Annotated in this window: 19 protein-coding genes; 16 read left to right on the top strand and 3 right to left on the bottom strand. The window is 60.0% G+C overall.

Going from position 1 to position 23274, the window contains the following annotated elements:
• The 12 genes from METUNV2_RS19095 to METUNV2_RS19605 all read left to right on the top strand — a co-directional run.
• On the top strand, positions 1 to 718 hold a 718-nt coding region (locus METUNV2_RS19095), incomplete at its 5' end, for an IS110 family transposase (RefSeq protein WP_018229403.1).
• A gap of 297 nt (positions 719 to 1015) precedes the next feature.
• Positions 1016 to 1696 (top strand): exosortase-associated protein EpsI, B-type, encoded by a 681-nt coding sequence (gene epsI / locus METUNV2_RS0110350; protein WP_018229402.1) that lies wholly within the window; start codon positions 1016 to 1018, stop codon positions 1694 to 1696.
• Between the two features lie 33 nt (positions 1697 to 1729).
• On the top strand, positions 1730 to 2845 hold the full coding sequence (gmd, locus tag METUNV2_RS0110345; protein WP_018229401.1) for a GDP-mannose 4,6-dehydratase: 1116 nt from the start codon (positions 1730 to 1732) through the stop codon (positions 2843 to 2845).
• A gap of 16 nt (positions 2846 to 2861) precedes the next feature.
• A complete protein-coding gene (locus METUNV2_RS0110340; protein ID WP_018229400.1) occupies positions 2862 to 3842 on the top strand; it encodes a GDP-L-fucose synthase family protein in 981 nt (326 codons plus the stop codon).
• A gap of 57 nt (positions 3843 to 3899) precedes the next feature.
• On the top strand, positions 3900 to 5369 hold the full coding sequence (locus METUNV2_RS19090; RefSeq protein ID WP_018229399.1) for a lipopolysaccharide biosynthesis protein: 1470 nt from the start codon (positions 3900 to 3902) through the stop codon (positions 5367 to 5369).
• Positions 5369 to 6811, top strand: a complete 1443-nt coding sequence (locus tag METUNV2_RS0110330; RefSeq protein ID WP_018229398.1) for an O-antigen ligase family protein — start codon at positions 5369 to 5371, stop codon at positions 6809 to 6811. The genes METUNV2_RS19090 and METUNV2_RS0110330 overlap by 1 nt, the downstream gene beginning before the upstream one ends.
• The gene (locus tag METUNV2_RS19380) at positions 6808 to 7740 is read left to right on the top strand and encodes a glycosyltransferase family 2 protein (protein WP_051081907.1); all 933 of its coding nucleotides are present in this window, start codon (positions 6808 to 6810) and stop codon (positions 7738 to 7740) included. The genes METUNV2_RS0110330 and METUNV2_RS19380 overlap by 4 nt, the downstream gene beginning before the upstream one ends.
• Positions 7737 to 8594 (top strand): glycosyltransferase family 2 protein, encoded by an 858-nt coding sequence (locus tag METUNV2_RS19080; protein ID WP_018229396.1) that lies wholly within the window; start codon positions 7737 to 7739, stop codon positions 8592 to 8594. The genes METUNV2_RS19380 and METUNV2_RS19080 overlap by 4 nt, the downstream gene beginning before the upstream one ends.
• Positions 8591 to 9739: a GH39 family glycosyl hydrolase gene (locus METUNV2_RS0110315; RefSeq protein WP_157281386.1), complete on the top strand. Its 1149-nt coding sequence runs from the start codon at positions 8591 to 8593 to the stop codon at positions 9737 to 9739. The genes METUNV2_RS19080 and METUNV2_RS0110315 overlap by 4 nt, the downstream gene beginning before the upstream one ends.
• Positions 9739 to 10371 (top strand): CatB-related O-acetyltransferase, encoded by a 633-nt coding sequence (locus tag METUNV2_RS19615; protein WP_081618534.1) that lies wholly within the window; start codon positions 9739 to 9741, stop codon positions 10369 to 10371. The genes METUNV2_RS0110315 and METUNV2_RS19615 overlap by 1 nt, the downstream gene beginning before the upstream one ends.
• Positions 10368 to 11507 (top strand): glycosyltransferase family 4 protein, encoded by a 1140-nt coding sequence (locus METUNV2_RS19610; RefSeq protein WP_081618533.1) that lies wholly within the window; start codon positions 10368 to 10370, stop codon positions 11505 to 11507. Before METUNV2_RS19615 ends, METUNV2_RS19610 begins: the two co-directional genes overlap by 4 nt.
• 22 nt (positions 11508 to 11529) lie before the next feature.
• Positions 11530 to 12279 carry a WecB/TagA/CpsF family glycosyltransferase gene (locus METUNV2_RS19605; RefSeq protein WP_081618532.1) on the top strand — a complete coding sequence of 250 codons (750 nt, stop codon included), beginning with the start codon at positions 11530 to 11532 and terminating at the stop codon, positions 12277 to 12279.
• 75 nt (positions 12280 to 12354) lie between these two features.
• Here the strand turns inward: METUNV2_RS19605 and METUNV2_RS0110305 are convergent, their stop codons facing one another.
• A complete protein-coding gene (locus tag METUNV2_RS0110305; RefSeq protein ID WP_081618531.1) occupies positions 12355 to 15483 on the bottom strand; it encodes a carbohydrate binding domain-containing protein in 3129 nt (1042 codons plus the stop codon).
• Positions 15484 to 15954: 471 nt separating this feature from the next.
• Between METUNV2_RS0110305 and METUNV2_RS0110300 the strand changes: the two genes are divergently transcribed.
• The 4 genes from METUNV2_RS0110300 (at position 15955) to METUNV2_RS0110285 (ending at position 20404) form a co-directional block, all read left to right on the top strand.
• On the top strand, positions 15955 to 17235 hold the full coding sequence (locus METUNV2_RS0110300) for a nucleotide sugar dehydrogenase (RefSeq protein WP_018229392.1): 1281 nt from the start codon (positions 15955 to 15957) through the stop codon (positions 17233 to 17235).
• A 603-nt stretch (positions 17236 to 17838) separates the two neighbouring features.
• The gene (locus tag METUNV2_RS0110295) at positions 17839 to 18312 is read left to right on the top strand and encodes a GDP-mannose mannosyl hydrolase (protein ID WP_018229391.1); all 474 of its coding nucleotides are present in this window, start codon (positions 17839 to 17841) and stop codon (positions 18310 to 18312) included.
• A 265-nt stretch (positions 18313 to 18577) separates the two neighbouring features.
• Entirely contained in the window at positions 18578 to 19069 is a 492-nt protein-coding gene (locus METUNV2_RS0110290; protein ID WP_018229390.1) for a c-type cytochrome, read from the top strand.
• Between the two features lie 12 nt (positions 19070 to 19081).
• A complete protein-coding gene (locus METUNV2_RS0110285) occupies positions 19082 to 20404 on the top strand; it encodes an NAD(P)/FAD-dependent oxidoreductase (protein ID WP_018229389.1) in 1323 nt (440 codons plus the stop codon).
• Positions 20405 to 21006: 602 nt separating this feature from the next.
• On the opposite strand, the gene METUNV2_RS0110280 is transcribed toward METUNV2_RS0110285, so the two are convergent.
• Positions 21007 to 21396 (bottom strand): DUF779 domain-containing protein, encoded by a 390-nt coding sequence (locus METUNV2_RS0110280; RefSeq protein WP_018229388.1) that lies wholly within the window; start codon positions 21394 to 21396, stop codon positions 21007 to 21009.
• Positions 21397 to 21647: 251 nt separating this feature from the next.
• Positions 21648 to 23162, bottom strand: a complete 1515-nt coding sequence (adh, locus tag METUNV2_RS0110275) for an aldehyde dehydrogenase (RefSeq protein ID WP_018229387.1) — start codon at positions 23160 to 23162, stop codon at positions 21648 to 21650.
• Positions 23163 to 23274 lie beyond the last annotated feature (112 nt).

Raw genomic sequence — 23274 nt, 5'->3', positions numbered from 1 at the left:
GCTGTCCAGATACCGCGACACGCTGGGCCAGCGCGCCAAGACCGATCGGCACGACGCGGGGCTGATCGCCCGCTATCTCGCCCACGAAGGGGCGCGTCTGCGCCCGTTCTCGCTGCCGCCCCGTGCGGTGACCGAACTGCGCGCCCTGTTGCGCCGTCGCGCCACCCTGGTACGTTGTCTGGGCCGCATGCGTCAGAGCATGGAGGAGCTGCCCGGCTTCGCCCGCCAGGTGCGGGCCGTCACCGAGCGGATCCAGGCGCTGATCAAACGGCTGGAGCAGCGCATCGCCGCGCTGATCGGCACCAGCGGCTGGGGCGACCCGTACCGGCGCATTCTCAAGGTCGAAGGTATCGGCGCACTCACCGCCGCCGGTCTGTGCGCCACGTTTCACCGCGCCGCATTCGGCCGGGCCGATGCCTTCATCGCCTTCCTCGGCCTGGATGTGACCGTGCGTCAGTCGGGCACCCAGCGCGGACGCGGAGCGCTCAGCAAGAAAGGCGATGCCGAGATGCGCCGCCTGCTCTACAACGCCGCCATGGCCGCCAGCCGATCCAGTACCTGGCAGCCCTTCTACCAGCGCATGCTCCAGCGCGGATTCAGCCGCACCCAGGCGCTGGTCGCACTGGCCAGAAAGCTCGCAAGGATCGCCTTCTCGCTAATGAAGAACGCTTCCGACTACGTCCCTAAACAACACGAAAACGCTTGCGCTCGAACATAGAATCTCCTACGAAAGCTGGCCGAGCTCCGTCGCCATCACGCCGCGTCGGCGGATGCCTACAGGTCGCACGGCTGATCGGAGGCAGGATGCGCCTTCGGCGCGGTGCTGAAGTATTTCAAGTCACGTCACTGCAACCGTGACGTAGTACTCTGATGCCAAGTTGCACCGCAGCATGACCCTGGGCTATTTTCCCGACTGTCACAATTCGTGAGATGGTCGTCGCGACGCCATGAAGACCATCCGTCACAATTGCAGGCCGTTCCGTCTGCTCCTACGCCTGCACTCTTTTCCACGCCGATGAAGAAATCCCTCGTTTCCGCCGTCATCGCCGCTGTCCTGATGGCCTCGGCCGCCGCCCTGGCCACTGCCATGACGCCGACGCGCAAGATCGTCGATACCCTCCCCAAACTCAATCTCGAAGCGGCCATCCCGGAGCAGTTCGGCGAATGGACGCTGGATAAACGGGCTGTGGGCGGCGTAGTCAACCCGCAGCAGACCGAACTGCTGAACAAGCTGTACAGCCAGATGCTGTCACGCACCTATTACAACGCGAAGGGCTACCGCATCATGCTGTCGATCGCCTATGGCGAAGACCAGCGCGACGGCAACCAGCTGCATTACCCCGAGGTGTGCTACCCCGCCCAGGGCTTCCAGGTCACCAGTAATCGCAAAGGCCTGCTGAGCACCGCGCTGGGTCAAGTGCCGGTCAAGCGGCTGGAGACCAATCTGTCGCAGAACCGCTACGAGCCGGTCACCTACTGGACCACCATAGGCAGCCAGGCACTGACTGGTGGCACAGAAAAGAAACTGGCGGAAATGAAATACGGCCTGCGCGGCGAAGTGCCTGACGGCCTGCTGTTCCGTGTTTCGTCCATCGACCGCGATTCCGCCGCGGCCTTTGCCATCCAGCAGCAGTTCATTGACCAGATGCTGGCTGCCATTCCTTCAGAAGTGCGCCCGCGCATCGCCGGGCTCTGAACCGCACCGATTCATCCGTACCGAGACTCGTACATGTCCAAGATCGCACTCATCACCGGCGTCACCGGCCAAGACGGCGCCTACCTCGCTGAATTCCTGCTCAAGAAGGGTTACGAAGTGCACGGCATCAAGCGCCGCACTTCGCTTTTCAACACCGACCGCATCGACCATCTGTACGAAGACCCGCACGTCGATAACCGCAAGTTCGTGCTGCACTACGGTGACCTGACCGACTCGACCTCGCTGGTGCGCATCATCCAGAAGGTGCAGCCGGACGAAATCTACAACCTGGCCGCCCAGTCGCACGTTGCGGTCAGCTTCGAAGAGCCCGAGTACACCGCCAACGCAGACGGCATCGGCGCGCTGCGCATTCTCGAAGCCATCCGCATCCTCGGCCTGGAAAAGAAGACCCGCTTCTATCAGGCATCGACTTCCGAGCTGTACGGTCTGGTGCAGGAAATCCCGCAGAAGGAAACCACGCCTTTCTATCCGCGCAGCCCGTACGCGGTGGCCAAGCTCTACGCCTACTGGATCACGGTCAATTACCGTGAGGCCTATGGCATGTACGCCTGCAATGGCGTGCTGTTCAACCACGAATCCCCGATCCGTGGCGAAACCTTCGTCACCCGCAAGATCACCCGCGCCATTGCCCGCATCGCACTCGGCCTGCAGGACTGCCTCTACCTCGGCAACATGAGCGCGCTGCGCGACTGGGGCCATGCACGTGACTACGTCGAAATGCAGTGGCTGATGCTGCAGCAGGACAAGGCCGAAGATTTCGTCATCGCCACCGGCGTGCAATACAGCGTGCGCCAGTTCGTCGAATTCGCCGCGGCCGAGCTGGGCATCACGCTGCGCTTCGAAGGCGAGGGCGACAAGGAAGTGGGCATCGTCGCCGCCGTCACCGGTGACCGTGCCAAGGCTAAGGTGGGCGACGTGATCGTGAAGGTCGATCCGCGCTACTACCGCCCGACCGAAGTCGAAACCCTGCTCGGCGACCCGACCCGTGCCCGCGAAAAGCTGGGCTGGACGCCCAAGATCACGCTGCCGGAGCTGGTAAAGGAAATGGTCGAGTCCGACTACACCAGCGCCAAGCGCGACGCGCTCGTGAAGATGGCCGGCTTCCAGGCCTACGACTACCACGAGTAAGCGGGGCAAGCCTGACATGGACAAGAACGCGCGCATCTACGTCGCCGGCCACCGCGGTCTGGTCGGCTCGGCCATCGTCCGCAATCTCGAGGCGAAGGGCTACGCGAACATCCTGAAGCGCACCCACGCCGAACTCGATCTGACCGATGCCGCAGCGGTCGATGCCTTCTTCGCCGCGCACAGGCCGGAATACGTTTTCCTGGCTGCGGCCAAGGTGGGCGGTATCGTCGCCAACAACAGCTACCCGGCCGAGTTCATCCGCGACAACCTGGCCATCCAGACCAACGTGATCCACAGCGCGTGGAAGCACGGCGTGACGCGCCTGATGTTCCTTGGCTCCAGCTGCATCTACCCCAAGATGGCGCCGCAGCCGATGCGCGAAGACTGCCTGCTCACCGGCCCGCTGGAGCCGACCAACCGGCCCTATGCGCTCGCGAAGATTGCCGGCATCGAAATGTGCTGGAGCTACAACCGCCAATACGGCACGAAGTACCTGGCGGTAATGCCGACAAATCTGTACGGCCCGGGCGACAACTACCACCCAGAAAACAGCCACGTCATTCCGGCACTGCTGCGCAAGTTCCACGAAGCCAAGCAGCGAGGCGACCGCACCGTGACCATCTGGGGCACCGGCACCCCGCGGCGCGAGTTTCTCTACAGCGACGACATGGCCGACGCCTGCGTTTTCCTGATGAATCTGCCAGATGACAAATACACGAGCCTGCTGGGCAGCGATGAGTCGAAATCCGGCCGCTTCGAACCGCCGCTGGTGAACGTTGGCGTGGGTGAGGACGTAACCATCAGGGAACTGGCCGAACTGGTGAGCAAGGTGGTGGGTTTCGAAGGCGAACTGGTATTCGATACGATCAAGCCAGACGGGACGCCACGGAAGCTGATGGATGTTTCGCGGCTCAACGGCATCGGTTGGGGGGCGACCACGGAGCTTGAACAAGGCCTACCTGCGGCGTACCGTGATTTCGTTGCCGGACTCGACTGACGGTTAGCGCAATTGCAAGACGTATCAAAGAATCTCGGGAAAAGGAGTCTGTCGGCCGTGTTCTGGGGCGGCGGTGGCACTTTGCTTCGCATCGTCATGCAGTTCGGCGCCCAAGTCGTGCTTGCGCGCATCCTCGGGCCTGAGCAGTACGGCCTTTTCGCGATCGGCGCGATCGTCGTCGGTTTCAGCAGTTTTTTTTCCGATATCGGCCTTGCTTACGGTCTGATTCAGAAGAAAGAAATTGCCGCGAAAGATATTCGCTTTGTCTTCACCTGGCAGATCATACTGGGCGCTACGGTGTCAGCCTCGGTTGCATGGGCGGCTCATTCCATCGCGCTTTTTTTTGGCGATGCGCGGTCCGCCGATGTCGTGCAGGCGCTGGCCGGCGTATGTCTGCTGAATGCACTGGCTGCGCCATCCCTCAATCTGTTGAAGCGCAACCTCGATTTCAAACGCATACAACTGTCGCAGATCGCCGGCTTCATTTCAGGGTACGTGCTTGTCGGCATTCCGCTCGCCGGGTTCGGCGCAGAGGTCTGGGCGTTAATCGCAGCGTGGTTTGTTCAGGCGCTGGTGGTTTTCGTGCTGCTGTACCGGGCTACCCGCCATCCTCTGCAACCGCTGGTCTGGTATGACGACGCGCGCGCGCTTTCGGGTTATGGCGGTACGGTGTTCATCACCAATATCGTAAACTGGTTCATCAACAATATTGACCGTGTCATCGTAGGGCGCGTGTTCTCAAGCCAGCAGATCGGGCTCTATGCAACCAGCTACAACATGCTTTATACGCCGACCACATCTTTGCTCGGTGTGATACAGCCCGTGTTCTTCTCGGCCTCGGCTCGGGTGGCCGACCAGCAGCACAAGATCGACGCCGCATATCGGGCCTTGCTGGGTGCGGTTTCGATATTCATCCTTCCTGCGTTCACATCTCTCGCTGCAGTATCCGACACGTTCATCCTCGCGCTGTATGGCCCGAAGTGGGTGGACGCCATCGCGCTCCTCAGGCCCTTTGCCATCGCCATGCCCTTGTTTCTGGTGTGGGGCTTTACCACACCGCTGCTGTGGAGCGCCGGCTACGCCAGTCGCGAGTTCCGTTCTCAACTTCCTGTTGCCGTGGTGTGGGCAGCGGCATGCTGGTGGGCTGCACGCTATTCGACCGAAGCAGTCGCCTGGACAGTGCTCGTACTTTTCGCGCTGCGCTGTGTGGTCATTATCGGTAGCGCGGTGCGTGTGCTTCACCTTGATCTGCGTCTGGTCTGGCAGGCGGTGCGGGGAGGGTTGTTTCTTAGCCTGCTGCTGCCGCTACTGGTCGGTGGACTGGACATGCTGCTCTGGGCGTTCCCGGCCGCGCTCCGGCTTGTGCTCGACGGCCTTGCCGGTGTGTTGGCCTTGCTAGCGTTGTTTCGCTTGTCGCCCGGCATTTTCGGACCTGATCTGAAGGTATTACTCGTGCGCATTCTTGACCGCTGCCCAGCCCCGCTGGCCTCTCGACTGACGCTTATCTTTCCGCACGGAGCCAAATGATGTCCGCGGGCGAACTGATTTCTTACGCGATCTATTTCGGCGGCGCATTTGCCGCCGCTTGCGGCATCATTTTTGGCTTTGTTTCGATGTTGCAGGTCGAACGTCGGTTCAGCGACTTAGTCGTGCCCGCCGTGATTCCGTTGCTCGCGCTCGGTATCACGCTTAGCACGGTGCTGTCTCAGCGCAACCTGAACTTCGCCTCGTTCAACATCGACTTGATCAGCGCGGGTGCCGTGGGCAGTGGGGGCTGGTTGCTGCGGCTGGTGTCATTCACTGTTGTCGGCTTGGGTGCCGCAAAGATTGCCGGTTATCTGTTCAAGCGCCGCCAGAGCAGCCCGCGCGTCACCATCGAGGGGCAGGCGCTGTACGCGGCGTTCGTTGCCTACTTTGTCGGTAATGTGTTGCTCAACGCGGCTTTCGGCGAACATCCTGTTTTCATCCACAACAGCGTGTATCCGCTGGTGATCTTCTCGGCCGTCTATCTCGGCCGCGGCGAGCCGCTCGAACCGCTTATCCGGGGAGCGAAATATTCGCTGTTCGCGATGATGGTACTCAGCCTCTCGCTCGCGCTCATCAAACCGGAATTGGCTGTCCAGACGTCATACAAGGGCTGGCTGCCCGGCGTCAGCATCCGCCTCTGGGGTGTCGGGTCTAACGCCAACAGCATCGGCCCGCTGGCGGTGCTCACTCTGCTGCTCGAGGCGATGCTGCCCGCGCGCAAATTCCTGCTGCGCCTTGCTATCGTGCTGAGCGCGCTGGCAGTGCTTCTGCTGGCACAGTCGAAAACGGCGCTGCTGGCGGGCATGGTCGCCGCGGCGATTCTGATCTGGTACCGCTACGGACGTTTGCCGAATGGCGGTGTTGATATCCGTTTCCTGTTGGCGGTCGTGGTCGCGCTGCTGTTAGTGGGGCTGGCACTGAACCACCTTAATCTGGAGCGCATCTGGGCCAAGATCGAAGCGAGTGGGGTAGGCAGTGACATTACTACGCTGACTGGCCGGGCGCAGATCTGGGCTGCAGCACTAGATGAATGGGAAGCCAACCCAGTCTTTGGCTACGGGCTGGAAGCATGGGGCGCGGAACACCGTATGCGGCTGGGCATGCAGTTCGCCTTCAGTGCCCATAACCAACTGCTGCAGACCCTCAGTTCTGCCGGAACCATCGGCGCTGCCGCCTTTGTCGTCTATCTGTTCTTGCTTGTGCGCGGTGCGCTCCGCTGTGCAGAGCGGACGGGTGGTGTGTCGCTGGCACTCCTTGCGGTGATTTTGCTTCGTTGTGTCACCGAAACGCCACTGACGTTCGGCACCATCTTGAATGGCGATTTTCTGACCCATCTGCTGTTGTTCATGATCTGCCTGCGTGGTTTCCGGAAAGATCATCAGTCGTCGACAGCGTCTTTTCCTGTCTTCATTAAGTCTTCGAATACGGTGATTCTGCAGTGAGTGCCGTACCTGCAATATCTGTTGTCGTCCCGCTATATAACAAGGCCGAATTTGTGGCTGAAGCGATCAATTCTGTAAGGGAACAGAGTCTCGCTGCATTCGAGATCGTTGTCGTCGATGACGGCTCTACCGATGGCAGCGCGGAAATCGTCGAGCGAATGGCTGGCGACGATATCCGTCTCATCCGTCAGGCGAACGCGGGCGTCGCGATGGCCCGCAACCGTGGTATCGACGCTGCGCAAGGTGAGTACATTGCTTTTCTCGATGCGGATGACGGCTTTCAGCCAGACTTTCTGGCGGGCATCGCCCGGTTGATAGAGCGCTTTCCGAGCGCAGGCATGTATTGCACTGGCTACACCCGGGTCTGGGAAAACGGACACCACGAGGAATCTACGCTGCCAGAGGCAGAAACCGGTGCGATGGTCGTTGTTGATGATTTTTATGCTAACTGGTGCAATGGATCCTTCACGTGTACGTGTGCAATTGTCGTCCGGCGCAGCGTTTTCGCCGATTTGACTCTGCGCTTTCCTGCAGGTGAAAAGCTGGGTGAAGATCAGGATCTCTGGTTTCGCGTTGCGGAGTGCCATCAGGTGGCTTATTTGAATTCGCCAAAGGTTGACTACCGGATGGCGGTGAGCGGCAGTGCAACACACTCGTCGGTCGTGGATGACGAATTACCCTGCTACAGACGACTGAGCGAACGTCTCGACGCGGGTCGGGTACCCCTGCTCATGGAGCGGAGCGCCAGGCGACTGCTGGCCAGCCATCTGATGAATATCGCTCGGGCAAGGCTTTCGCTGGGCGACGTGAGAGGCGCTAGGCGCTTGCTGCGTGACCGCCGGGCGCTCGCGCATCCGATTTACTACCTGCGGACTGCATGCGCGGTTGCGCTCGGTGCATTGGGGCTTTCGCGCAAGGCAGCGTCATGAAGCTCTCGCTGATTCTTGCCACCGTGGGGCGTAGCAGTGAGGTCGGCCGCCTGATTGGCACGCTGGCAGCACAGACCGACCGCCGCTTCGAACTGATCGTGGTCGACCAGAATGACGACGACCGGCTGGTGCCGCATGTCGAGGCCGGGCGCACGGCCGGACTCGACCTACAGCATCTCAAACTGGAGCGACCCAGCCTGAGCGGTGCGCGTAATTTGGGTATCCGCCACGCCAGTGGCGATGTAATAGGTTTTCCCGACGACGACTGCTGGTATGAAGCAGGTACCGTTGCAGCACTGCTTGACACCTTCGCCGCAGAACCCGATGTCGAAGGCTGCATTGCCTGCTGGATGGAGCAATCCGAAGGCCGGGGCAGTACGCCGCTCCAGGCCGATCTGTCGCTGGCTGACTGGCGGAACTTCCGCGGTGGTGACGCAAGTTCGATCAGCCTTTTCTTCAAGCGTGGCCTTTTCGACCGACTGGGGGGCTTTGACGAGCGGTTCGGCGTGGGACAGTGGTACGGCGCCGGCGAAGAAACTGATTTCGTATTGCGCGCTTTAGCTTCAGGGGAACGTCTAGCCTTCAGGCCGAATGTGCGGGTCCATCATCTTTACACTGCGTCACCCACCGGCAGAGTTTTCGCGCTCTTTTCGGCAGCCCGAAGGCGGGCACGTGGGACCGGGGCGATTTACGCTAAACACCGGCTGGCTGCATGGGTGATTTTTCGAGGCCTATGTGCGCCGGTATTGCTGCCGCTACTGCACATGCGGGGCTGGGCAGCTCTGACGCTAGGAGCTGGTGCAGTGTTAGGGCGGATCGAGGGTTTCCTGAACTGGCGTCGTACTCAGACATGAAAACGATACGCGTGCTGTTGCTCCTTCTGGGTGGCGTCTTTCTCTTTGGTCTGCGTCCATCTTCCGCCGAATCGATTCCAATACAGTACTTCGGCCTCCATATTCATCGTGCCGATCAAGGAACCACTTGGCCTTCGATACCATTTGGCAGTTGGCGGCTCTGGGATGCATATGTGGGCTGGGCGCAGCTAGAGCCTAGCCGGGGGCAATGGGATTTCACTCGCCTTGATCGATATGTCGCTATGGCCGAGCTGACCAAAATCGACATCCTACTGCCTTTGGCGATTACTCCGCGTTGGGCATCTGCCCGCCCGGATGAATCGAGCCCCTACAAGCCTGGCAATATCGCTGAACCTGCAAACCTCGCTGATTGGTCCACCTACGTCGCTACCGTAGGTGCGCGCTATAAGGGTCGGATCAAACACTACGAAGTGTGGAACGAACCCAGCGACCAGAATCACTACTCCGGTGACCTAGCCACACTGGTGAAGCTCACCTGCGAAGCCAAACGCGTGCTGCAAGCCATCGATCCGGGCATCAAGCTCGTTTCGCCAGCCTCTGCCGGCGGCGGTCGGCATATCGAATATCTCGACCGCTTCCTGGCGGCGGGCGGCAGGAAATGCATCGACATCGTGGGCCATCATTTCTATGTATTCAAGGAATCGCCAGAAGCGATGATTCCGACCATTCGCGGTGTCAAGCGGGTCATGGCTGCCAACGGCGTCGGCCACATGCCGCTATGGAACACCGAAACCGGTTACTGGATAGAGAACGGTGACGGCACGCCCGACCATCCAATGGTGGCCAAGGGCGGCTGGAAGCGACTCGGACTGGAGAAGGAATCCGGGGACTACCTCATGCGTGCCTTGCTGATCGCGCGAGCGGAGGGAGTCGACCGCTTCTATTGGTATTCATGGGACAACCGGTATGGCTTGGGAATGGTCGAATCCATTACCGGTCAGCCAAAACCGATGGTCGAAGCGTGGCGTGTATTGGCCGACCGCTTGGTTGGTGCGTCTAGACTTTCGTGCAAGGAATCGGGAGGAAGGTGGTCTTGTACATTGAATCTGAGATCCGGAGAGCCAGCCAAAATCACTTGGAATGTTGCAAATGGCTCAGGGGTGTTGATCAGTAATGAGAGGTGATGATGTTGAAGTTACTGATTGCAATGGCAAGGCGCATCCAGACACGAATATTTTTATTGAAATCGCGCAGCATTAAACAGGTAGGGCGTGATTTGCATGTCGGTGCTCGGGGGAGATTCTGGGCGCCAAATGAAATCCGGATTGGCGATTATGTTTACATCGGCAAGGACGTGCATATCGAGGCTAATTGCCGTATCGGTCATTACTGTTTGCTCGCCAACAGGGTGGCCATTATCGGCCGCCACGATCATGATTTCACGGCTATTGGATTTCCTGTCCGCTTTGCACCTTGGGTTGCCAGCACTCGTTTCCCGAGTCGCTACCGGGAGGAAGAGGCCTGCATCGAGGACGACGTCTGGCTAGGCTATGGGGCAATCGTTCTTACAGGCTTAACGATCGGCCGCGGCTCTATTGTTGCTGCTGGTAGCGTCGTTACCCGATCGATACCTCCCTACTCAATAGTTGCAGGAGTACCTGCAAAAGTCATAGGGTATCGCTTTGCGTCGGACGCGGTAATTAAGGCGCACGAGGATGCAATCCGTAACGGCTGCTTTGCCTTATCTGAAAAGGGCTACGACCACTGCGTCATTGTACCTAGTTTCGAGGGCAGAGAGCCTGTGGAGGATGAATGAAGAAAGTCGTGATCTGTCAGCATCGGCTGATGCACTACCGTACTACCCTTTTCGATAGGCTGCGGGATGCCTGCCGAGAGCGCCAGATCGAGCTGCATTTGTTGCATGGGCAGGCTACCCGCCGGGAGCTGGTTAAAAAAGATGAAGGAACATTACCTTGGGCACACAAGGTCGTAAACAGAGTCTGGGAAGTTGGGGCTCGCGATTTGATTTGGCAGCCCCTTCCGCCTTCGCTTAGGGATGCTGATCTTGTGGTCTTAATGCAAGAAAACCGCATCTTCTCGAACTACCCATTGCTGTTGGCTCGGCTGTGGTCCGATAGGCGCATAGGCTATTGGGGACATGGAGTGAACTTCCAGAGCGTTGCACCAAATGGGCTGCGAGAAAAGTGGAAGCGCTTACTTCTCACCCGAGTGGACTGGTGGTTCGCTTACACCGAAATGACAGTCAATATTCTGCAGGGATCTGGCTATCCAGCAGAAAGAATCACGCAGTTGGACAACGCTATTGACAATCAAGCTTTCGAGCGCGATCTCGCCGCAGTCACCAATGTGCAGATACAGAGTTTGCGCCGTGAAATCGATGCTCCGGAGGGCGCACCGGTAGGTTTGTTCTGCGGTTCCCTCTATGCCGACAAGCGCCTAGAGTACATGGTCGACGCAGCTGATCGCATTCATGCGACTTTGCCGGCATTCCGACTGCTGGTGATTGGCGATGGCCCAAACGCGGAGGTGATTCGAAATGCGATGACCACACGCCCTTGGTTGAAGTGGCTTGGTGTGCGCAAGGGTCTGAGTAAAGCTTCATGTTTTAGAGTGGCTGATGTCGTTATTAATCCGGGAGCTGTCGGATTGCACGTGCTGGATTCTTTTTGCTCCGGTGTTCCAATGATCACGACCGCTGAGGCGCTCCATGGGCCGGAAGTGGCGTACTTAAAAAATGGTGTCAACGGATTGGTGGTGCAGGGAGGAGTAGATCGATATGCAGAAAGTGTTGTCGGTCTATTAAATGATCCAGTGAAGTTAAGTTTGATCAAACAGGCGGCTCTGCATGATGCGAGTCGCTACTCGCTAACTAACATGGTAGAGCGGTTTGCTGATGGTCTCGCTCGCTGTGTGGCAATGCCAAAAAATTGATTTTTGAATGGAATGAAAGGCTATGCCGAGAATATCTGGCGACGTATTGGGTGTTCGAGTTGATGCGCTTTCTTGGAGCGCGGCGATCGAGCAACTGATGTGTTGGGCGCACAGGCGTGAGAGCAGGTACGTTACTATCTGCAACGTGCATGTCGTAGTAAGTGCTTCGCAGAATTCGGCCTATCGAGATGTCATCAATGATTCAGATATGGCAACTCCTGACGGCTCACCAGTTGCGTGGATGTTGCGTCACCAAGGGTTTGAAAGCCAGCCACGAATCAGCGGCCCGGATGTGATGTGGGCGCTATGCGAGCGCTGCGCTAGGGAAGATGTACCGATCTATTGCTTTGGCAGTGTAGAGAAAACGTTGGATCTGCTTGTGCAGCGTTTACAGGCCACATTTCCAACTCTTAAAATTTCGACTGAATCTCCTCCTTTTCGCATGCAGTCGACAGAAGAAGATGCTGCATCGGTAGCGCGCATTAACAATAGCAGCGCGGGCATCGTTTTTGTAGGTTTGGGGTGCCCAAAGCAAGAACGCTGGATGGCAGAACATCGTGGGCGTGTCAATGCAGTGATGCTAGGTGTCGGAGCTGCCTTCGATTTCCACGCCGGTACTATAAAACGCGCTCCGCTCTGGATGCAGCAGAATGGATTGGAATGGCTGCACCGCCTTTGCTCGGAGCCAAGGCGCCTCTGGAAGCGTTATCTTGTAACCAATACAATTTTTCTTTTCGGCGCCGCTCTTCAGTTGTTGAAAATCAGAATTTGAAAAACTCAATTTACAGTCTATGGCGCTGCATATAAGCGGGCCATGAGATGAAGAGCGCCTTCGATGCAGCGTTTCTTAGGGAACCGTCTGACCCAAGGCGCATCCCTTTGCGTTGGCGGTGAGGCCTGGTGTAGTTGCTGGACAGCTATCCTGAAAATCAGCGATGCCGTCACCGTCAGTATCGATCAGTGCCGCGATGCGTGTGAATACGACCATCGTTTCGGCCGGCCCTAGAGAAAGAGGCCAAATCACCGGTAATTCGTCGGAAAAGCGCACGTAATCGGCGCACAGCGCTTCGTTTTCTGTGCCCTGTTCTGGGCATTCGAAAATGCTGTGTTCACGGCCTTCGTTGGCAATAAGGTGAGAAAGCAGCGTAACGGAGGTGTCCTGCATGGGCACGATCTCGATGTTGGCTACCCACAAGGTACCTTTAGCCGCGTTTTGTTCGAAGTCGAGGCGTGCGCCAAGTTCGCGGGTTAATAGATCGTTAGCGATAACAGTTTTGGCTGCACGGAAGGTGAAGGAGTAGCGCTTCCAATCTGTAATTCCGCTGAACGACTGGGTAGCGGCCATGAGGCGTTCGTAGAGCGGAGACGGACCACCCCGGCGTACAACGGGGGCGATGGTCTGTCCGTCGATGGCTGTTTTCGCGTCGAAGCTTACTCGGTAAGTCTGCCCTTGGGTGACCGAGAAATTCGGTGTGCTAAGGAGGCTGCTTGACCCGCCAGCTGTCAGTCGAAGGCAGATACCAGGCAAGCAGGTTTCGGTCGTAACGGTTGGCAATGGGGACAGCTGACTCCAGTAGGTCCAGCCAGATGTTCCGTTCGTCAATGCACCGTTGGGTACGATGTTTTCGCCTGTTACGCGGGTTGCCGCGTAGCCGGATGGTCGAACTTCACTGATGCTTGTATCGCCCTTGGGCAGACCCATAGCATCTGTTGCGGTTCGCCACTGGGCGGCTGTGTACGAGCGCAAGGTGTTGGGCGATATTTCGCCAATCAATGCTGACGAAATTAGAGCAGAGAAGCGGTTTTCAGAAAATGTGCCGAAACCTTGAATGGCGCCAATTTCACTTTCTTGCATCAGTGCGATATTGCCGTCCAGCGGAAAAAGGTGATTGCCGATGATCTGGTTGCGCGCCATATCCCCACTTACGGAAATTTTTGCCTGCTGTTCTTGCATCCATAACTGGTGGTTACGATTTCCGAACATTAAATTTCCCTGAATAAAATTGTCGTAGCCATCATGGATGTGAATCCCATAGTTGGCGTTGGACAATGAATTTCCGGTGACCGTCAGGGCGTTAGCGTGATCGTCCATGTAGATACCCGCCGCGTGATAGCGGGAGTTTACGGGCATGCCGTCAATGTTTCCATGGACGTTGCGGACGATATTGTTGAGTACCGATGTTCCGGCCGAGTAGCCGCTAACGTAGATGCCGCCGCAGTCATTCAGCATGCGGCAGGCGTCGGTCACGACATTACCTTCGATCCGCGAGTTTTCGAATGAGCGTATGCCGTTGTAGCCGGTGTTCGATACCCTGTTTCCGGAAATGGTCGCGGATTGCCCGCCCAGGATGGCTGCGCCGGCTTCGCGGGGAAGGGTGCTGACGGTATTGCCTGAAAGCGATACGGAACTGCCTTCGATGTTGCTATCGGTGACTTGTATGGATTGGGAATTGGGGGCGCGGATGGCGTCGTTCCCGGTGTGGCGGATGTCCGCACGGCTGATTGATGCGTTGGTCGAATAGTCCGCTTGTATGCCGTAGGTTGCGGTATTTGAAATGGAAATGTCCTCTAGCATGACCTGGCTGGACTTTTCGAGATTGAACGCTAGGCTTGATCCGCGCACGGCAATGTTGCGGACGATGATGTTCGATTTCTGGCCGAGATTCACGCCGATTCCGGGCGAAGAGAGCTTCACACCATTTCCGGGGGGCTGTCCGTCGGGTGTCCACACATGGACTAGGCCGCTGGATGAATCGAAGAACCATTCACCGGGGGAATCCAGCATCCAGAGCGCGCCGGTCAGGTAGTAAGGCATGCCGAGCGCGAGCGGGTAGGTGGTGGGAAGGTCCAGATCTAGGCGCGTGCCGGATACGGCACTGATCCGGCGCTCGTCGAGCGTCCAGGGTGAGCTGCGAATAAACGCGGTCAGCCCGGCGGTCAGGGTGGTGTTGGCCGGCAGCCGGAGGTCGGCGCCGGTCGTCAGGTAGGTGCTTCGGGGCGATGTATTGATGAGGACGGAATCGGATGCGGCGCCGGTATGGGCGTATACCGAGTTCGGCTGGGCAGTGTCGTGCCCGGCATTCGGGTGGTGGGCGACCTGCAGGGCCTGATCGTTCAGGAACAGTTGTTGTACTGCGACTGTGTCCACCGGTTCGATCGCAATGTCGGTGAATTGAACCGTACGTCTTCCGGGCGCGATTTCGACGTCGAAGCGGGCATTTGCAACGAGGGTCGGCGCAGTGAACTCTTCGATGACCTGCTGCCACTGGTCCGTGCCCACCAGGTCTTTCCTGTAGCCGATCGGGTCGTAGGGAGAGCCGGCGCGCCGCACATAGATCTTTATCGCACTGCCGCTGCTGCCGCGCAGCGAGTAGCGGATGCGGTATTTCTTGCCCCCTTCGACGGGAAAGTTACTGCTTGATGCAATGCCATTCGAACCGCTTGCTCCGCTGGTCAGGACCGCGCAGCCGGCACCTGCGGTCGTGCAGGCTGAACTCCAACCGAGAACGGCATCGCCGTTGCTCGACCAAATCTGCCAACCCGTCCGGTTGCTCACGAAACTCCCGTTGGCGATACGGTTCCATTTGATGTTGGCGCGATATACGCCCCCACCAGCAGAAGTCCATGCGTGAGCCGGCAAGGTGGTCATGCCGCTGATTTCTGGCTGGGTCGTGCAGGTGCTTGGATAGCTGGAAATGGTGATAGGGGCCGTGGCACTGCCGGAACTGGGAAGCGTGAGTGTCTCGTTCCAAATGCTGTCGCAGCGCAAAAGTACGGTATCCCCCGGAAGAATGGCTGCGGATGAGAGCTTCTTGAGAGACTGCCAGGGGCCTCTTGAAGAGGTCGATGACGTTGGAGCGAGCCCGTCTGAGAGATCGCTGCCGCTACGAGCGTCGACGTAATAGGTTGCTGCATCCAAGGTCCCGGTTAGGGTCGTGAGCGCAAGCGTGCTGAGAAGCTGTGGCAGATAACGCATGATAAGAATGTCGTACCTAAGTCCTGTTGCTACAGATGAGAATCGGCTGCTGCTCTCGTACGTGCAGCGAGGTAGGCCAAGCGTGCAAGTGGCGTGTCAGGGGAATATCGCCGTGTGAGCAAACGACTTTAGGTGGGACGGATGCCCTCGCGGGTGGTTTCGAGGCGGCTCTATCGACGGGAATCCTTTGTAATTGCAGGGGGGCATTCGCTAGGAGGACTTTCGCATCGGGCAAGAGTGAAATGTACTGTTGCGAATTTATGTAAAGGACACAGCTCCGGTTGCTGTTGATCCTCGTCTGGAGAGTGAGGTAGGTCACGCGTCCCTGACTTTCGTTTTCTTGTGGCGCCCATTCTAGAATGATGGCTAAGTTCCATATTAATCAATGTTTTGAATCGTTTTTCTTGATGTAATACTTGCAGTGTATGGTGTTTCCTGTGCTTCGGATGGAAGAACTTTAGGAGTGAACTGATGGCCATTGTTGCTGTTGTCGGACTGGGCTATGTCGGCTTGCCGCTGGCCGTCGAGTTCGGCAAGAAGATGAAGACGCTCGGCTTCGATCTTTCAGCTGAGAAGGTTGAGGCTTATGGCCGCAACATCGATCCCACAGGTGAGGTGTCGTCAGAAGATTTGGCGGCAGCGGTTCATCTGAGCTGTTCGACTGACCCGTCGGTGATCGGGGAGGCTGATTTCATCGTGGTGGCGGTACCGACGCCGGTGGATGATGCTCACCAGCCGGACTTCACACCACTGGTGAAGAGCTCCGAGAGCGTGGGGCGTCACATGAAGCGTGGCGCAACGGTGGTGTATGAGTCCACGGTGTACCCTGGTGCGACAGAGGAGGTGTGCATTCCCATTCTGGAGCGTGAGTCGGGCTTGAAGTGGAAGCAGGATTTCTTCGTCGGCTACAGCCCCGAGCGCATCAACCCGGGTGATAAGGAGCGCACCGTCACCAAGATCGTGAAGGTCGTGTCGGGCGATACGCCCGAGACCTTGGCGCGTGTGAAGGCAGTGTATGGTCAGGTGATCACTGCCGGGCTGTGCGAGGCCAGCAGCATCAAGGTTGCCGAGGCCGCCAAGGTGATCGAGAACACGCAGCGCGACCTGAACATTGCGCTGATGAACGAACTGGCGGTGATTTTTCATCGCATCGGCATCGACACTGAAGAGGTGCTGAAGGCTGCAGGCAGCAAGTGGAATTTCTTGCCCTTCCGTCCGGGTCTGGTGGGAGGCCATTGCATCGGCGTTGATCCCTACTACTTGACGCATAAGGCGGAAATGTTGGGTTATCACCCCCAGGTGATTCTCGCTGGCCGACGCATCAACGATGGCATGGGCAAGTTCATCGCGGAGCAGACGATCAAGGAAATGATCGCGGGTGGCGCGCAGATTCGTGGTTCGAATGTGATCGTGCTGGGCATGACGTTCAAGGAGAACTGCCCGGACTTGCGCAACAGCAAGGTGATCGATGTGGTGCGCGAGCTTGAAAGCTATGGCGTGAAGGTCTGGGTTCATGATCCGGTCGCCGAGAGCGATGAGTGCGAGCACGAGTACGGCGTGAAGCTCGTGTCTTGGGATGCGCTACCGAAGGCTTCGGCCATCGTTGCCGCGGTGGCACACACCGAGTTCAGGCAGGCTGGCCTTGATCATTTGCTGGGCAAGCTGGAATCTGGTGGATTGTTCGTCGACGTGAAGAGCATGTTTCCGACCGAAGACATTACTGCGGCCGGTGCGCGCAGCTGGCGGCTGTAAGTCGTCGAGCGGTCACATCGGGGCGCCCCCGGGGCGCAGGGTAAGTGGAACGACGCGGCGATGGCGCTCTCGTTGCCCACCTTCAGCCAGTGATACGACGTGGAACTTGTTGGCGAGAACCACCGGCCAGTTCTGGCTGGCCAGTGCGGCTTTGCGCGGAGCGCGATCTGCGTGCGCAGGCCAGTGGCCTGCACACCCTACAGCCTTGTCGGCCAAGAACGGTGCGAGCAAGCTGCTGGATGAGGGCGAGGTGTTCGGGTAAGTCCGTTGTGACGGGCGGGCGGTCCGCGGGGGGCACCTGCGCCGGCATGCAGCCGAGACCTTGCGCGGAGTTCGGTCCGCGTGCGCAGGCTTGTGGCTTGCACACCCTACGGCCGGGGCGGAAGGCAAGGGGCTTGCCTGCGGCGAGGCTGCTCCGATTCTCATGCTGGGCGCGCTCGGGCTTGGCGGCTGCGGGTTACCGTAGGCGGCTGACGGGCGTCTCATCGCGGCGGGGGCGCCACTCTTACCGGTGGGGCTTGGCTGCGGCAACGGATCAGCTTTCGTGCTTTCCGTTTCGGCTGGGGCGCTTTTCTTGTTTTACTGAATGCAGGATGGGTTCACATGCTCCCCAAGGAAGTGTTGATCGAGGTGGTGCGCTCTGCGCCACTCGTTTCCATCGACCTCATCGCCCGTCGCCCCGACGGCGCGGTGCTGCTGGGCTATCGCCGCAACCGCCCGGCGCAGGGCTTCTGGTTCGTGCCCGGCGGACGCATCCTGAAAGGCGAGCGGATGGCGGATGCACTGGTGCGCATCGTGCGGCGTGAGCTGGGTGAGGCGGTGCCGGTAAGCGGGTGGCGCAGTACGGGTGTGTTCGAGCATCTGTACGACGACAACTTCGCCGGGGTGGAGGGCGTGGGCACACATTACGTGGTGCTGCCTCACAACCTGGATGTGGCGGCCGACGTGGTGCTGGCGCCGGATGAGCAGCACGATGCGCTGCGCTGGTTCGCGGTGGATGAATTGCTTGCGCATGCGGATGTGCATGCTTACACCAAGGCGTATTTCGCGGATGCGGCAGGTCTGGGCGCTGCGTAAGTGCTCCGCTGCCAGCGCGGACTGAGCTGGCATGTCGGGGTCGGAGCCGCTTTGTTCTGGGCGGCTTTCACGTCTGCGGCGCCGAGCGGCGTGCGGGGCTGCTCGGCACCGTGACAAAAGGAGCCTTCGGCGCAGCCGCGGTGCTGTGCCCGGCCATCCTGTCTTCCGGATGAACATCATTTAATCCCTGTGGTAATGCCCCGTTAACGAATGGGGTCATTATGCGTGGGAATATTTTCCTCGTTATCGACGAGGGAGGATTCCCATGACTGACCTGAAGAGCACGTTTGTACGGCTGGCGCTGGCTGCCGGGCTGATGGCATCGGCAGCGGTGGCGGGCGCGACGACAGAGGACGACCGCTTGCTGGCGTCGCAGTGTCTGGGCTGCCACGCGGCGGACCCGAATGGCACCGGCGGTTTCGAGCGGCTGAATGGCGAGAGCGCGGCCGAAATCGTTGATGAGCTGACCGAGATGCGGGTGTCGAGCAAGGAGCTCGACATCATGCACATGCAGGCGCGCGGCTATACCGACGACCAGATCCAGCGCCTTGCCCAGTGGTTTGCGACCTACGCGCCGCGCAGCGGAACACGTGGGCCGACGCTGCCCGGTGGCAGCACGGTCACGCCCAGGAAAACGGAAGATTCAAAGGACCGGAGCAGCAAGCCCGAGGTGAAGGTGGCCAGCAGCAAGGTGGTTGCGAAAGCGGCGGCGAAAAAGCCTGCCGCGAAGAAGACCACCGTACGCAAATCGAGCTGAGAGGGCACTGACATGAGTTTCGAAACCATTCTGAAGCAGCCGCTGAACCGTCGCGGCTTTCTGGGCATGCTGGGCAGTGCGTCGGTGCTGGCAACGATGGGCGCGGCCCGGCCGGCCCGCGCGGCGGCGGCGCGCGTGGTCGTGGTGGGCGGTGGCTTCGGCGGCGCGACCGCGGCGAAGTACATCGCGCAGTGGGGCGGCGCAGGCGTGTCGGTGACGCTGGTCGAGCCGAACGCACGACATGTCTCGTGCATCCTGAGCAATCTGGTGCTGAATGACCGGGTAAAGCTGGCGAGCCTGGGTTTTGGCTACGACAGGCTCAAGCAGCGATACGGCATCGAGGTGGTGGCCGACCGCGCGGTGGCGGCCGATCCGGTGGCCGGCAAGCTGGATCTGGCCAGCGGCATCGCGCTCGATTTCGACCGTCTGGTGATCGCGCCGGGTATTGGCTTTGACCCGGTACCGGGGCTGGATACGCCAGAGCAGCAGATGCGGGTGCCGCACGCCTGGCTGGCGGGCGCGCAGACCCAGTCGCTGCGCGACCAGCTGAATGCGATGGCAGACGGTGGCACCGTGGTGATGAGCATTCCGAAAGCGCCTTACCGCTGCCCGCCCGGGCCGTACGAGCGCGCCTGCGTGATCGCCGATTTCCTGAAGCGGAAGAAGCCGAAGTCGAAGCTGGTGGTGCTGGACGCGAATGCCGACATCCAGGCCGAGCCGCTCATGTTCCGCAACGCATTCACCACGCTGTACGCCGGCCGGCTGGAATACGTGCCGAATGCGACGGTGACCCGCGTGAGCTTCGAGGGCGCGCGCCGTAAAGCCTGGGTGAGTGATGGCGTGGGCGGCGAGATCGCCTGGACTGCCGACGTGCTGAACGTGATTCCGCGCAACACCGCAGCCCGGCTCGCGCACGATCTGGGCGTGGTGAACGTGAATGGCCGCTGGGCCGGGGTGAATCCGCTCACCTACGAATCGACCGCGGCAGCGCGCATTCATGTGATCGGCGACGCGCAGGGCACCGGCCTGCCGAAGGCGGGGCATATCGCGAACTCCGAAGCCAAGATCTGCGCCGACGCCATCGTGCGCATGGTGAATGGCTGGCCGGTGGATGACGCGGTACGCATGCAGAGCGTGGTGGCGAATTCGGCCTGTTTCAGCCCGATCACCTATGACACGGCATCGTGGCTGAACGCGGTGTTCGCCTACGATCCGGCCACCGGTCTGATGAAGCGGGTGGATGCGTCGTTCGGAGAAGCGCCCGCGCGCAGCAAGGAGAACTACGAGCACATGATGAAGTGGGCCGCCCGTCTGTTCGACGACACCTTTGCCTGAGTCGCGATTGCGGTTTCGTGAGTGAGGCGCCTCGCCGCGATGGGGCGGTTGCACGGAGATGGCGGGCGCGTGAGGCCGTATCGCGGCGGGGGCGCCGCTCCCACCAGGCCGGTGCGCATGCACAGGCGCCGGTAAGGCTGCGCGTACAGTCAGGCGAGAGCGGTTTCGGTGGTGTGGGAGTGGCGCCTCGTCACGATGGGCGGTTGCACGGAGATGGCAGGCGCGTGAGGCCGTATCGCGGCGGGGGCGCCGCTCCCATCAGGCCGGTGCGCGTGCTCAGGCGCCGGTAAGGCTGTGCCTACAGTCAGGCGAAAGCGGTTTCGGTGGTGTGGGAGTGGCGCCTCGTCACGATGGGCGGTTGCACGGAGGTGGCGGGCGCTTGAGGCCGTATCGCGGCGAGGGCGCCGCTCCCACCAGGCCGGTGCGCGTGCTCAGGCGCCGGTAAGGCTGTGCCTACAGACAGGCGAAAGCAGTTTCGGTGTTGTGGGAGTGGCGCCTCGCCACGATGGGGCGGTTGCACGGGTGGGCTCTGCGCCCGTGGTGGAGAGGGGATGTCGCGATCAGCCCTGGCGGGCTGATCGCGGGCGCAACAGCCGCGGAGATCAGTCCAGCGTGTCGCCGCGGGGCGGGAGGCCGAGCTTTTCGAGTTCGGCCTCTTCGTCCGGCTCGTACAGACGCGAGCGGGTGAGGAAACGGACGCCTTCCGGCGATTCGATCGAGAAGCCGGAGCCTCGGCCCGGCACGACGTCGATGATGAGGTGGGTGTGCTGCCAGTACTCGAACTGGGGCACGCTCATGCAGAAGGGCATGCCGCCGATCTCGCCGAGTATGTAGTCCGAGCTGCCGAGCTTGAATTCATTGCGCGGGTAGCACATCGGGGCGCTGCCGTCGCAGCATCCGCCGGATTGATGGAAGAGCAGCGGACCGTGCTTCTTGGCGAGCCGGGCGATCCATTCGAGCGCTTCGGGGGTGGCGGTGACGCGGGTGACCATGGGTTCTCCTCCTGCGTGGGTCGGGTACGGATGATGATCGTATTGTTCTGTGAATGGTTTCAGGCGTCGGGGTGCGTCGATCCGTTGCGGCAGTCCCGATGTCCTGCATGAGCGGTCTTCTGACCGCGACAAGGCCGGTCATGTTGCGCCGGCGCTTCGTTTGCCGCCGCGGTCAGAAGACCACTCCTGCCAGTGAGCGCATGGTGGACGAAAAAAGGGGCGCCGCAGCGCCCCTTTTCATTACCACTGCATCAGAAGAAGCCCAGCGCCTTCGGCGAGTAGCTCACCAGCAGGTTCTTGGTCTGCTGGTAGTGATCCAGCATCATCTTGTGGGTTTCACGACCGATGCCCGACTGCTTGTAGCCACCGAACGCGGCGTGAGCCGGGTACAGGTGGTAGCAGTTGGTCCATACGCGGCCGGCCTGGATGTTGCGGCCGAAACGGTAGGTGCGATGCACCGAACGCGACCACACGCCGGCGCCGAGGCCGAACATGGTGTCGTTGGCGATCGCCAGTGCGTCGGCTTCGTCCTTGAAGGTGGTCAGCGCGAGCACCGGGCCGAAGATTTCTTCCTGGAAGATGCGCATCTTGTTGTGGCCCTTCAGGACCGTCGGCTGAATGTAGTAGCCGGCGGTTTCCGATTCGGCACGCTTGGCGCCACCGATCAGCACCTCGGCGCCTTCCTTGCGGCCGATGTCGATGTAGGACAGGATCTTCTCTGCCTGATCCGAGCTGGCCTGGGCGCCGATCATGGTGTCGGTGTCCAGCGGGTGGCCGCCGCGCACCTTGGCGACGCGGGCGATGGCGCGTTCGATGAACTTGTCGGCGATCGATTCCTGCACCAGCGCACGGCTCGGGCAGGTGCAGACTTCACCCTGGTTCAGCGCGAACATGGCGAAGCCTTCGAGCGTCTTGTCGAAGAAGTCGTCGTCCTGGTCCATGATGTCGTCGAAGAAGATGTTCGGCGACTTGCCGCCCAGTTCCACGGTCGACGGGATTATGTTCTGGGAAGCATATTGCAGGATGAGGCGGCCGGTCGTAGTTTCGCCGGTGAAGGCGATCTTGGCGATGCGCGGGCTGGTGGCCAGCGGCTTGCCGGCTTCGATGCCGAAGCCGTTGACGATGTTCAGCACGCCCGGCGGCAGCAGGTCGGCGATCAGTTCGGCCAGCACCATGATCGAGGTCGGGGTCTGCTCGGCGGGCTTCAGCACGATGCAGTTGCCGGCGGCGAGTGCGGGAGCCAGCTTCCACGCAGCCATCAGGATCGGGAAGTTCCACGGGATGATCTGGCCGACAACGCCCAGCGGCTCGTGGAAGTGGTAGGCGACGGTGTCGTCGTCGATTTCGGACAGCGAACCTTCCTGGGCGCGGATGCAGCCGGCGTAGTAACGGAAGTGGTCGATGGCGAGCGGGATGTCGGCAGCCAGGGTTTCACGGATGGGCTTGCCGTTGTCCCAGGTTTCGGCGACAGCCAGCAGCTCGAGGTTTGCTTCGAGGCGGTCGGCGATCTTGAGGAGGACGGCGGAACGGGCGGCCGGTGAGGTGCGGGCCCAGCCATCGCGTGCCTTGTGGGCGGCGTCGAGAGCGAGTTCGATGTCGGCGGCCTGCGAGCGGGCGGCCTGGCAGAAGACTTTGCCGGTGACGGGGGAGATGTTGTCGAAGTATTGTCCTTCGACAGGCGCTACCCACTTGCCACCGATGAAGTTGTCGTAACGGGGCTTGAAGGTGATTTTCGAGCCGGGTTGACCGGGATCGGCGTAACGCATGTATTTCCTCCTCGAGTTGTCGATTGCCCCTGCGGTCGGCAACAATGCACGACAGAACAACACAGGGTCACCGCGCACGCTACTGCGTCGCAGGTAGGTATCCGGTAGGTAG

Source organism: Methyloversatilis universalis EHg5, from assembly GCF_000378945.1.
Lineage (GTDB): Bacteria > Pseudomonadota > Gammaproteobacteria > Burkholderiales > Rhodocyclaceae > Methyloversatilis > Methyloversatilis universalis_A.
This window is presented reverse-complemented; position numbering and strand designations above follow the sequence as displayed.